Annotated in this window: 11 protein-coding genes; 9 read left to right on the top strand and 2 right to left on the bottom strand. The window is 63.4% G+C overall.

What is annotated here, in order from left to right; translation table 11 throughout:
* Positions 1-21 precede the first annotated feature (21 nt).
* The 6 genes from AB4851_RS09730 (at position 22) to AB4851_RS09755 (ending at position 7,056) form a co-directional block, all read left to right on the top strand.
* Positions 22-1,767, top strand: coding sequence for a 3-hydroxyacyl-CoA dehydrogenase NAD-binding domain-containing protein (locus AB4851_RS09730; RefSeq protein ID WP_414447011.1), 1,746 nt, complete (start codon positions 22-24; stop codon positions 1,765-1,767).
* A complete protein-coding gene (locus AB4851_RS09735) occupies positions 1,743-2,150 on the top strand; it encodes a hypothetical protein (RefSeq protein WP_414447012.1) in 408 nt (135 codons plus the stop codon). Before AB4851_RS09730 ends, AB4851_RS09735 begins: the two co-directional genes overlap by 25 nt.
* Complete coding sequence (locus AB4851_RS09740) at positions 2,147-3,325, top strand: acetyl-CoA C-acyltransferase (RefSeq protein ID WP_414447013.1); 1,179 nt, start codon at positions 2,147-2,149, stop codon at positions 3,323-3,325. Before AB4851_RS09735 ends, AB4851_RS09740 begins: the two co-directional genes overlap by 4 nt.
* A 63-nt stretch (positions 3,326-3,388) precedes the next feature.
* Positions 3,389-4,723 carry an MFS transporter gene (locus AB4851_RS09745; protein ID WP_414447014.1) on the top strand — a complete coding sequence of 445 codons (1,335 nt, stop codon included), beginning with the start codon at positions 3,389-3,391 and terminating at the stop codon, positions 4,721-4,723.
* Between the two features lie 30 nt (positions 4,724-4,753).
* Complete coding sequence (locus AB4851_RS09750) at positions 4,754-6,202, top strand: NAD-dependent succinate-semialdehyde dehydrogenase (RefSeq protein ID WP_414447015.1); 1,449 nt, start codon at positions 4,754-4,756, stop codon at positions 6,200-6,202.
* Positions 6,203-6,387: 185 nt separating this feature from the next.
* Complete coding sequence (locus tag AB4851_RS09755) at positions 6,388-7,056, top strand: SDR family NAD(P)-dependent oxidoreductase (protein WP_414447016.1); 669 nt, start codon at positions 6,388-6,390, stop codon at positions 7,054-7,056.
* A gap of 51 nt (positions 7,057-7,107) precedes the next feature.
* Here the strand turns inward: AB4851_RS09755 and AB4851_RS09760 are convergent, their stop codons facing one another.
* Positions 7,108-8,199 (bottom strand): TQO small subunit DoxD, encoded by a 1,092-nt coding sequence (locus AB4851_RS09760; RefSeq protein WP_414447017.1) that lies wholly within the window; start codon positions 8,197-8,199, stop codon positions 7,108-7,110.
* A 300-nt stretch (positions 8,200-8,499) separates the two neighbouring features.
* Here AB4851_RS09760 and AB4851_RS09765 point away from each other — a divergent pair, with 300 nt between their 5' ends.
* From AB4851_RS09765 to AB4851_RS09775, 3 genes are all read left to right on the top strand, one after another.
* Positions 8,500-9,063 (top strand): DsrE family protein, encoded by a 564-nt coding sequence (locus AB4851_RS09765; protein ID WP_414447018.1) that lies wholly within the window; start codon positions 8,500-8,502, stop codon positions 9,061-9,063.
* 24 nt (positions 9,064-9,087) lie between these two features.
* On the top strand, positions 9,088-10,101 hold the full coding sequence (locus tag AB4851_RS09770; protein WP_414447019.1) for a substrate-binding domain-containing protein: 1,014 nt from the start codon (positions 9,088-9,090) through the stop codon (positions 10,099-10,101).
* Positions 10,102-10,211: 110 nt separating this feature from the next.
* A complete protein-coding gene (locus AB4851_RS09775; protein WP_414447020.1) occupies positions 10,212-11,234 on the top strand; it encodes a malate dehydrogenase in 1,023 nt (340 codons plus the stop codon).
* A 198-nt stretch (positions 11,235-11,432) separates the two neighbouring features.
* On the opposite strand, the gene AB4851_RS09780 is transcribed toward AB4851_RS09775, so the two are convergent.
* A complete protein-coding gene (locus AB4851_RS09780; RefSeq protein ID WP_414447021.1) occupies positions 11,433-12,188 on the bottom strand; it encodes an IclR family transcriptional regulator in 756 nt (251 codons plus the stop codon).
* Positions 12,189-12,295: the final 107 nt, after the last annotated feature.

The following is a 12,295-nucleotide window of genomic DNA, read 5'->3' on the forward strand; positions in this document are numbered from 1 at the left end:
AACGGAAAAAGAATCCCTATCATGAATGCCTCGTTTAAATTGAAGCGCGGAATCGCGATCATCACGATCGATGCTCCGCCAGTGAACGCGCTCGGTCACACCTTGCGCACCGCGCTGTATGAACGGATCGGCGTCGCACTGGACGATTCCCGAGTGCGCGGCATGGTGCTGGCGGGGGCCGGTACGCGCGCCTTCTCGGCCGGCGCCGACATTGCCGAATTCGGTGCGGCTGCAAGCGTTGCGTTTCCGTCTCTCGGGGAACTGATCGAGCGAATCGAGCGCGCTCGCGTGCCGGTGGTCGCGGCGATCGCGGGCTTCGCATTGGGGGGCGGACTGGAGCTGGCGCTCGGTTGCCATGCGCGCCTTGTGTCGACGGGAGCCAGTCTCGGCCTTCCGGAAATCGGTCTGGGCCTGATGCCCGGTGCGGGAGGGACTCAGCGACTGCCGCGCTTGATCGGCCGCGACGCGGCGCGAGCTTTGATTGCAGGAGGCAAGCCGGTACGCGCCGAGGCGGCGCTGACGGCCGGCATCGTCGACGCGGTGTTCGACGGCGATCTTGTCGAGCGCGCGGTGGATTGGCTCGTCGAGCGCATCAAGGGCGGCGATGTCTTGCCGAGAACCGACGAACGGCTCTTGCCGGCTTCGAGCGATACGCCAGTGAGCCAGCCAATGCGGCGGTCCGGCGCTTACGTGTTGCCGTTGGACACCATCGACCGCGCGATCGAGGCGGCCGGCGCGTTGCCGTTCGAGCAGGGTCTGGCGCTTGAGCAGACATTGTTCTCGATGCTGGTGGACCGGCCGGAATCCGTCGCGCTGCGCTACGCATTCCTTGGCGAGCGACGAACGGCGACGCTCGACGATCCCACGCTGCGCTCTGCTTCTCCGAGAGCCATTGCGACGGTCGGAGTGGTTGGTGCCGGCACGATGGGCGCGGGAATCGCGATCTGCTTGGCGAGCGCCAAGTTTCCGGTTTTGCTATTCGATTCGAATGCCGCCTCGCTGGACCGCGGAATCGCGTCGATTCGACATCATTTCGAGCAGCAGGCGGCGAAGGGCCGGCTCGCACCTGATGAAGCCGAGCGTTGCGTGGCCCGCGTAAAGGCTGCTACGCAAGCCGATGAACTGGCCGCGGTCGATCTCGCGATCGAGGCCGTATTTGAAGACCTGGCAGTCAAGCGCGAAGTGTTCGCGGTTCTCGACAAGGTGTTGCGTCCGGGGGCGATTCTCGCCACCAATACTTCGACGCTCGATGTCGACGTCATCGCAGGGTTCACGAGCCGGCCGCGTGATGTACTCGGTCTGCATTTCTTCAGTCCGGCGCCCGTCATGAAGTTGCTGGAGATCGTCCGGGGCGAAGCTACCGCACCCGACGTGATCGTCGGCGCCCAGGCGCTAGCGCGCCGGCTCGGCAAGGTGGGTGTCGTCTCGGGCGTCTGTGACGGCTTCATTGGAAACCGCGTATGGCATCAGTATTTGCGCCAGGCCGCGCGCATCGTGGAGCTCGGCGCGTCGCCGCATCAAGTTGATCGAGCCCTTGAACAATGGGGGTTTGCGATGGGGCCATTCCGTGTTGCGGACCTGGCCGGTTTGGACGTCGGCTATGCGATTCGTCAGCGGCAGCAACGCGATATGCCGGAGCGACGATGGCCAGTCTGGCTCGATCGCGTCAGTGAAACGGGGCGTGTCGGCCAGAAGGGGGGAGCGGCATTTATCGCTACGACACGGGCACCCGTGGCGGCGCGGTGGACCTCGATGTCGACGCATTGATTGCCGCCACGCGAGTCGAGGCGGGGATTGTGCCGCGTGAATTCGATGACGATGAAATCGTTCGATGGTGCACCCACGCGATGATCGTCGAGAGCACCCGCCTGCTCGTCGAACGGATCGCCCAGCGTGGCTCCGATATCGACGCCGTGCTGCTCAACGGATATGGATTTCCTCGCCACCGTGGCGGTCCGTTGTTCCATGCCGACGCGCTCGGACTGCATCGCGTGATCGCGACCATGCAGGCGCAGGCTGGCCTCGACGAGCCGACTTTTTGGCAGCCGCCCGCGCTGCTGCTCGATTTGGCCGACTCTGGCCAACGCATTTCGGGGTTTGCTCCGGCCGCCCCGGCCACCGAACGTCATTGTCAAGGAACGGGCCGATGAACGAAGCCGTGATCGTATCTACCGCACGGACGCCGATTGGCAAGGCGTATCGCGGGTCACTGAACGCCACGCATGCGCCCACGCTGGGTGCTCACGTGGTACGGCACGCGATCGAGCGTGCCGGCATCGAGCCTTGCGAGATCGACGACGTGCTGATCGGCTGCGGTCGCCCTGAAGGCACCGCCGGCGAAAACGTCGCCCGGCAGGTGGCCCTGCGTGCCGGCCTGCCGATCTCGGTGCCCGGCGTGACGATAAATCGTCTTTGTTCCTCGGGCTTGCAGACGATCGCGATGGGTGCTCGCACGATCCAGACCGGCGACGCCTCGATCGTGGTCGCCGGGGGGCTCGACTCCATCTCGTGCGTGCAAAACGAGTTCATGAACCGACACATGGATCAGGACCCGTGGCTGGCGACGCATTGCCCGTCGATCTACCTGACCATGCTGGACACCGCGGAAGTCGTGGCGCGTCGCTACGGTATCGATCGGGACCGCCAGGATGCATTCGGCTTGCGCAGCCAGCAGCGAGCGCGTGACGCGCAGGAGACGGGGCGTTTCGCCGATGAGATCGTTCCCATCGAGGTCGAGCGATGGGTGACCGATCGCGAAACCGGCACGACACGCCGGGAGCCGCATCGGTTCGACGCCGACGAGGGCATTCGCGCCTCCACCGCCGACGGGCTGTCGAGGCTGCGTCCGGTGCTCGAAGGCGGTAGCGTGACGGCAGGCAATGCCAGCCAGCTTTCCGATGGCGCCGCCGCCTGCGTGTTGATGGATGGGAGGCTCGCCCAACAGCGCGGAATCGAGCCGCTCGGGCTGTTTCGCGGCTTTACGGTGATCGGTTGCGAGCCCGATGAGATGGGGGTGGGTCCTGTCCACGCGATCCCGAGGCTGTTGACCCGGCATGGCCTGTCCATTGACGACATCGGCCTCTGGGAAATCAACGAGGCATTCGCGGTGCAGGTGATCCATTGCCGCGATCGACTCGGTATTCCCGATGAACGACTGAACGTCAATGGCGGCGCGGTCGCGCTCGGCCACCCCTATGGCATGTCGGGGGCTCGACTGGCGGGCCACGCGCTGTTGGAAGGGCGCAGGCGCGGCGTGCGCTTCGTGGTGGTGTCGATGTGTGTGGGCGGCGGGATGGGGGCCGCGGGGTTGTTCGAAGTGCTTTGACGAGTGGTGTCTTGCAGGCACCGTCGACAACTTATAACCATGACGGAAACAGGAGACAAGCAAATGAGCGAGACTCGATCACTCGCGACGCCCGATGGCGCCGCGTCAAGCCCGCTGACCGAACGCGACGCTGTCCGGCGGTTTCGTCGGATCATTTCCGCGGGCGCGTTCGGCACGATCGTCGAGTATTTCGACTTCAGCGTCTACGCGTTCCTCGCCACGACCATTGCCGATGTGTTTTTCGCCAAGGGGGACCCGACGGCCGCTTTGCTCTATACGCTCGGCGTGTTCGGCGCTTCCTTTGTGCTGCGCCCGCTCGGCGGCATTTTGATTGGCCATCTCGGCGATCGTTATGGTCGACGACCGGCCTTGACGATCTCGGTGGCGGGCATGGCGTTCGCAAGCACCGCGATAGGTCTGCTGCCGAGCTATGCATCGATCGGCGTCGCGGCGCCGGTGCTGCTGTTCGTGCTGCGTTGCGTGCAGGGGCTGTCCGCCGGAGGGGAGTTGGGCAGCGCGGCATCATACGTCGCCGAGGTCGCGCCGGATTCGCAGCGTGGGCGAATGACCAGCACCATGAACCTGGGCACGATGATCGGCACCATGCTTGGCTCCGCATGCGTCGCCGTGCTGCATATCACGCTGTCCCACGAGGCCTTGCTTGCCTGGGGCTGGCGATTGCCGTTCCTGATCTCGCTGCCGCTCGGCGTCATTACCTTGATGCTGCGCTCGCGAATGGAGGAGTCGCGCCAGTTCGAGCGGCTTGAACAGAGCGGAGCCGTCTCGAAGGTGCCTGCATTCGACGCGTTGCGCTCCAGTCCGCGCGGCGTGCTGATCGTTTGCGGTCTCTCGCTGGTCTCGTTCATGTCGTATTACCTGACGTTCACCTACATGTCGACTTATTTTCAGAGACAGGGGGTGATGTCGAGCACGGCTGCCGCCTGGTCGACCACCGTCACGCTGGTGCTCGCGATGCTCGTGATTCCGTTCTGGGGACGAATGTCCGATCGGGTCGGGCGGCGTCCGCTCTTGATCGCCGTTTGTCTGGCGGACCTGCTGCTGGCCTATCCGGCGTTCCTGGTGATGTCGTATTCAACGGCTTTCGCGGTGGTCGCCCAGATTCTGCTCGGTCAACTCGAGGCGCTCTACATGAGCGTGATCCTGTCGACTTATTGCGAACAGTTTCCGGCTCGTGTGCGCGCGAGCGGCTTCAACCTCGGCTATAACCTCGCCTCGATTCTTGCGGGTGGCACGGCGCCCTATCTGGCCACTGCGCTGATCGCCGAGACCGGCAACGCAAAGGCACCCGCCTGGATGTTGATCGTGGCGGCGGCCGTCTCGCTGTGCGCCGCTTTGTGGCTGAAGGAAACCGCCAATCGTCCGTTGCCGGTGATGTAAATCCGAGAATCTCAGAGAGCGAAGCTACAGATGTCAATCTATCCAGAAATTTGTCAATTCATTGATGGTCAATGGCGCCACGGTGGCGGCGCCAGCATCGAAGCCGTGCTGAATCCCGCCACGGCCGGCGTGCTGGGCGAATATGCCCATGCGAGTCCGGCCGATATCGACGCTGCACTGGATGCCGCCGAGCGCAGCGCCATGCGCTGGCGGAACACCCCACCCGACGAGCGCTATCGGATCCTGCGGCGTGCCGCCGACTTGCTGCGCGCACGAATCGAGACGGCCGCGCCCTTGCTGAGTCTCGAGCAGGGCAAGCCGATCGCGGAGGCCCGCGCGGAGTTCGCGGGTAGCGCCGATATTCTCGACTGGTACGCCGAGGAAGGACGACGTGCCTATGGCAGGATCGTGCCCGGCTCGCCCGGCACGCGGCTCATGGTGACGGCCGAGCCGATCGGTCCGGTAGCGGCGTTCACGCCCTGGAATTTCCCCGCCACGACCATTGCTCGAAAAGTCGGCGGTGCGCTCGCGGCCGGTTGCACGATTGTGATCAAGGCGTCCGAGGAGACGCCGGCGTCCGCGCGCGTCATGTTCGAATGTTTTGCGCAGGCCGGTGTGCCGGCCGGGGTGGCGAATCTGGTACTCGGCGTTCCCGCGCAGATATCCGAGCAACTACTGTCGAGCCCCGTCATTCGGAAGGTTTCGCTGACGGGTTCGATCGGTGTCGGTCGTGTCCTCGGCCATCTGGCGGTCGACCACGATCTGGTCACGACCATGGAGTTGGGGGGCAATGCGCCGGTCATCGTGTTCGATGACGTGGATATCGACGCGGTCGCCGAGGCTTGCGCCACCGCGAAGTTCCGTAACGCGGGGCAAGTCTGCAATGTCCCCAGCCGCTTCTACGTGCACGAGCGCGTCGCCGACCGTTTCGTGGCGCGCGTCGTGGCGTTCGCCGCTGCGCTTCGCGTGGGCCCCGGCATCGACCCGGAAACACGCATGGGCGCACTTGCCAATCGTCGACGACTCGATGTCATGCAGGCTTTCATCGACGACTCGCGCTCACGCGGCGCAACCGTCCATGAGGGAGGAACTTGCCCGGCAGGCGATGGATTTTTCTTCGCGCCGACAGTGATATCCGATGTTCCCGACGATGCGCGCGTGATGACCGACGAGGTCTTCGGCCCCATCGTGCCTATCGCGCGATTTTCCAACACGGAGGACGTGATTCGCCGGGCGAACGACACGACCTACGGACTCGGCTCGTTTGTTTTCACGGAGTCGCTCGATCGCGCGACGCGCGTTGCGGATGCGCTGGAGGCCGGGATGGTCGGCGTCAATACCGTCGTGCTGTCGCGCACCGAAACGCCGTTCGGCGGTATCAAGGCGTCGGGCCACGGTTACGAATCGGGCGTCGAGGGACTCGAGGCTTATCTGCGCCGTAAGGCAATCCTTCAGCATGCTCCGCTGCGGAGCGCATAGGGACGTGCCCGCTGGGGCGACCAAGGTGACGGAAAATAATTCGACGAGGTGTCATAGATGAACGTAGCAAAATCGCTCGGTGCAGCCGATGCGGCATGCAAGGACCGGGTCGCGGTTGTCACCGGGGGGGAAGCGGGGTGGGCGCGGAGACCGTGCGGCGATTGCATGGCAAGGGATTTGCCGTGATGTTGCTTGATATCGCCTTCCCCACGGCGGACGAACTGGCGCATCAACTGGATTCCGCCGGTCGAACCGCCGTGGCCTGGGAACTCGACGTTCGCGATCGCGAGGCAGCCGTTCAGGTGATCGAGGCGATCGATTCGCGTTATGGACGTATCGACGTGCTGGTCAATAACGCCGGGCTGCCCCAAACCAACCTGCCGTTCGAGCAGGTCGATACCACGATGTGGGGGGACATCCTCGACGTCAACGTGGGTGGCATCGCGAATTTATGTGCGGCCGTGGCACCCGTGATGCGGCGGCGTCGCGATGGTCGAATCGTGAACGTGACATCGGTCTCGGGTCTGCGTGCACGGCCGGGCATGAGCGCCTATTGCGCAGCAAAGGCCGCCGCGACCTCGCTGACGCAGACGCTTGCACTGGAGTTGGCCGCCGACGGTATCCTGGTCAATGCGATTGCGCCGGGGTCGCTCAAAACACCGATGTTCCAGAAGTTCCTGCGGCCCGGGGAGAGTTGGGATGACGCGATGTCACGCTATTTGCCGCAAATCCCGCTGAATCGCCTGGGGGAGCCCGGGGAGATTGCCGATGCGATCGTCTGGGTTGCGAGCGAGGCACCGAAATTCATGACCGGTCAAACCATCACGATTGATGGTGGTCGCTCCTTGTCTTGATGATTCGAGAGTGCAGCAGGCAGTCCGTGCATGGCTGCCGGCTAACCTGCTTTACCCGATTGCACGCTCGAACTTGCGCCCATCGACATCGACTAGGCGCAGCGTGGCTGCGCTTGCGAGATCGGCGGCATGTCCGGCGGGCAAGGGCAGTGTGATGGATGCCGCTGCGCCCATCGGAGCACGCAGCCCGAAGGGGCCTGGCCCAAACTGGTTGTACGCATAGTCGTTCGTGAAGGCCGACTTGGGAACGTGCGAGAGTGCGTCCGCGTCCCATCGAACGAGTACCTGGCCACTGGCGTCGAGCACGATGGCCTGAACGATATGCACCGGCGCTTCCGGCGTGCCGGCGTCGAGCGTTGCATGGAATCGCAACCCGCTCGGCGTCAGCGAGACCTGGCTCAGCGTGACATGGTGCGCAGTGGGGCTTACCGGACCGCTGTGGAACGGCGTCACGACGGAGCCGCGATAGTAGCTGTAGGTACTCACATCGAACACGACGACAAAAGCGAGCACGGCCAGTGCGAGCTTTCGCATGCCACGATCGCCGATCGGCAGCGGCAGGGCACCCGAAGCCCAGCGAAAAGGCGCGCTCTGGGCGCGTGACGGCCGGCGGCGCAACAGTATGTTGTCCAGTGCATAGGCGCCCCCACCACCCAGCAGCAGCGTTGCCCCCATGGCGAGATTGCAGGCAGCCATGGTCCATTCGTCGATGCAGGTCGCCCCTTGCCAGCCGAACATCAGCATCAGCAGCACAGAAAATCCCATCGAAGCCAGCGCGGCCGCACGCGTATAGAGCCCGGCCATCAACATCAAACCGACGATGAGTTCGGCCGCGCTGAACACGATCACGCCCGCATACAGGACGACAAAGTGATGGAGCATGTAGCCGATCACATGGTCCATGCCGAGCAGCGCACCGGGCAGCGCCGTTTGGAATTTGTTCGCCATCCAGTGCGTGGCGTTGGGATCGAGCTTGCTGGGTGCGTAGATGAAGCGTCGTGATCCGCCGCCCCAGTAGATGAAGCCCTGAATGACGCGCACTGCGACCATCGATAGAGCACTTGCCCGGACGGCCGTCCTGCTCGCGACGGCGTCCGGCGAGTGCGGCTGGTATTGGGAGCTGGGGAACGTTGTTGAAGTCATCGCTGTGTCGGTCAGGTCGAGGGGGATGGGCCCGATCGCACGATGCTTGGCGGCACCGGTGCGAACGACGGGATAAACGCAGCGTATCGATCATCGCGCGCCGGGAAAAATATCTTGCTGGCATTCGATCTATGCTTTTTTCTTATCGGATTCGTTCCGGCCGCCAAGCCATATGTTCAAGGCATGGCAGCGATATCAAGCCGGTATTTTTCCCCGAGCTCCCCGCTTCGTACACTGCAAGGCACTGGCCGACCTCCTCGGAATCATCATGAGCCAACTTGCATCGCTGAAAAAACCGACATGAAGATCATCAACGCACTCGCCGTGGCAGCTTTGGCCTCCGGTCTCTCGTCGGCCGCAGGCGCGCAGCAGCCGAACGACACGCGGGACTTCTGGACGACGCCCGCAATTTCGGGCTACGGCCCGATCCATGACTTGCCGGATGCTGCTTTCAAGCCGGATCCGAACCAGTCGTATCGCATCGTGTTCGCGCTTACCCAAGGCGCGAAGTCGCCCGACAAGGTGAACCCGGCGCTTGACCACGTGGCGCGGACGGTGAACCTGTATGCCGCTGCGGGGGTGCCGCTCTCGCACCTGAAATTCGTCGCCGTGGCTTATGGGGAGGCTACGCCGAGCATGCTCGACGATACGCACTACCGCAGCGTTTATGGCGTCGCGAACCCCAATCTGCCGCTGATTGCGTTACTGAAGCGCGCCGGCCTCACGATCGCTGTCTGTGGGCAGGCGGTGGCCGAGCATCACTACGCCTACGACTGGATCTCGCCGGAGGTGACGCTCGCGCTGTCGGGACTGACAACGGTTACCACCCTGGAAACGCAAGGCTATGCGCTCATGCCTCTCTGATTCTCGATCCAACGGACCTCGACCATGATACGTATCGGCAAGATTTTCGGCGCCTCTCTGGCAGGCGTTCTTAGTACGCTGGCGATGTCGCTCGCGCAGGCCTCGACCGAGGCACGGCCGGCAAGTCCCGCTGCTGCGTCGTTCAGCGTGCCGCCGCCATGGCAGCACGGTGCGAACGACGATATCGACACGGCTCGCCGCGGTCTTCCATTCACCGAACCGGACGCGGACAATCTCGCCGACTTCCATGGCGATCCGGAAGCGCCCTTGTTGTCGCTATACGTGGGCGGGAATTATTTTTTTGCGATGGCGCCGCTGGTCCAGGCGTTCGAGAGCATGTATCCGGAGTATCGAGGGCATGTCTACTGGGAGACGCTTCCTCCAGGACTGCTGATCAAGCAGATGGAGGCGGGGGGCACCGTGACGGTCGGCAATATGACCTGGACGGTGAAACCCGATGTCTATCTGGCCGGCCTGAAGACCGTTCAGAAGCAAATTGACGCTGGAAGTCTGCTGGCTCCCGCCGTGCCTTACGTCACGAATACGCTGACGATCATGGTGCCCGAGGGCAATCCCGCCCATATCGGTGGGCTCGCCGACCTTGGTCGGAGCAAGCTGACGCTTGCGATGCCGAATCCGGCGTTCGAAGGAATCGCGCGGCAGGTGAAGGCGTCGCTCGCGAAGGTCGGCGGCGATGCCCTGGTGCGCGAGGTGTACGACGCCAAGGTGATCGACGGCACGACATTGCTGACGCATATTCATCACCGCCAGACGCCACTCTGGATCATGCAGGGAAAGGTGCAGGCCGGCGTGACCTGGCAGTCCGAAGCGGTGTTTCAGGAGCAGGCCGGTCATCCGATCGCTCAGGTCGAGATACCCGCCGCCGACAATACCACTGCCGTTTATGCCGCGGGCATGGTTACGCACGCCCCCCATCCGCAAGCCGCTCGGCGCTGGCTGGATTTCATTCGGTCGCCGCAGGCGCTGGGCATCTTCGCGCACTACGGTTTCAAACCTTACACGGGCGCGGCGAGCTGAGCATCGGCATGGCCGATTGAACAGGGCGCCGGCGCGGACGGCCTGAACCCCGGATCGTTTTTCGTGGCGCAGTCGCTGATTCCTGACTTCATAACTTACTGGAGCACATCATGTCGGTAACATCGCAAATCTCCCGTTCCACGCGTGCGGACACTGCTTCGCGCCGCGTTGCCGTAACTGGTGCGGCCGGGCAGATTGCATACTCGCTGCTTTTTCGTATCGCTAGAGGCGACCTGCTCGGTCCTGATCAGAAGATCCGGCTGCAACTGCTCGAATTGCCCATTGCGATAGACGCACTGCGCGGTGTTGTCATGGAGCTTGAGGACTGCGCGTTCCCGTTGCTGGAGTCGGTCGAGATTAGTGACGATCCGCGCGTTGCGTTTCGTGACGCCGATTACGCTTTACTCGTCGGATCGAGGCCGCGTGGCAAGGGAATGGAGCGTCGGGATTTGCTGGCGGCCAACGCGGCGATCTTTCGCACTCAAGGACAAGCGTTGAACGATGTCGCAAGCCGTCAGGTGAAAGCCCTCGTGGTCGGCAACCCGGCGAACACGAACGCGTGGGTTGCTCGACAATTCGCGCCGAATTTACCCGACGATGCAATCACTGCGATGATCCGGCTCGATCACAACCGAGCAGTATCCCAGTTGGCGGCGCGCTGCCGGGTCTCGGTCGACGCAGTGAGCCGGATGGTCGTCTGGGGCAATCACTCGCCGACGATGTATCCGGATTACCGTTACGCGCTCGTCGGACGAGACTCGGCGAGGGCCGTGTTGTCCGATGAAGGCTGGAATCGCGAAGTGTTCATGCCCGAGGTTGCGCGCCGCGGCACCGCGATCATCGAAGCGCGCGGCGCGTCGTCGGCCGCATCGGCTGCGAACGCGGCTATCGACCAAATGCGCGACTGGGCGCTCGGCGCGGGGGAGCGGTGGGTGTCGATGAGCATCGTATCGCGCGGTGAATACGGGGTGCCGCCGGGTTTGGTGTTCGGCGTTCCCGTCACGTGTCGCGATGGGGGGTATGCTGTCGTCGAGGGGTTACATATCGACGATTTCGCGCGCGCACAGATTGACGCGTCTGCTGCGGAACTGCTCGAGGAGCGAGAGGCCGTGTCGGCCATCCTCGGGATCTGATTGAGGCCCGTGCTCCGGCCCGATGCGATGGGCAAGACCATGGCAAGCATTGGACATACCGCTCGGAGCGATCGCATCGATGTTGCGGAATGCCGCGCTGTTCGTACCGGCTGCCGGCGACGCCTTGGCACGGCGTCCGGCATGGCTGCTCCGCCGGAAGACGGGTGGGCGGGCAGCCGGTATGGTTACCCATACATGTCAGTTGCCACGATAACCGAGCGTCTCCGAGATCCGTGTTGCGGTGCCGACTACGTCGGAGGCCAGCAAAGCCACGCGCTCGGCGTCCAGCCGGTCGCTGGTTCCGTTTAGCACGACTGAAGCAATCGGCTTGCCGTCTGCATTCCAGACCGGAGCGGCCAGGCTATTTGTCCCCGTGCGAAATTCGCCGATCGAAGTCGCGTAACCGTCGGTGCGCACCTGTGTCAGGCGCCGCCGCATTTCCGCAGCCGTTTCATCGGTCATCCACTGAGGATCCGCACTCTTTGATGTCGCGATGGCTTGTTCCCACATCGATTCATCATGAAAGGCCAGGATCGCCCGGCCCGCCGCCGTCCGCAGCGCGGGAAGCCGCATGCCGATCATGCAGAAAACACGGTTGGCGTCGTTGTTCTCGATCTTGTCGACATAGATGATATCGAGCCCGTCGCCCATGCAGAGAAACACGGTTTCGTCCGATTGCTCGTGCAGGCGGCGCAATTGCGAGGCGGCCGCGAGCCGCACGCGATCGCGCGACAAGGTCTTGTAGCCGAACTCCCACATCCGCAGCGTGGGGCCGTAGCGGCCGGTGACCGGGTCTTTCTGGGCGTAGCCGAGTTCCACCAGCGTACTCAGCACACGCTGGACGTTGCTCTTGGTCAGATTGATCTGGCGGCTCAGTTCGGTGACGCCGCGTGGCTGCTCGCTTTCAGCAAGCCGTTCCAGCACGGTCAGTCCCTTTAGAATCGTTGTGTCCATAGGTACGGATAGGATGTGAAACTAGGCCGCCGACGAAACAAGACGCGCGGCCTCGCGTCTTTCCGTCATCATTGGCGGCTGCCAAAAGAACATGCCGCCAGCGATGG

This window comes from Burkholderia sp. 22PA0099 (genome assembly GCF_047497165.1).
GTDB lineage: Bacteria > Pseudomonadota > Gammaproteobacteria > Burkholderiales > Burkholderiaceae > Burkholderia.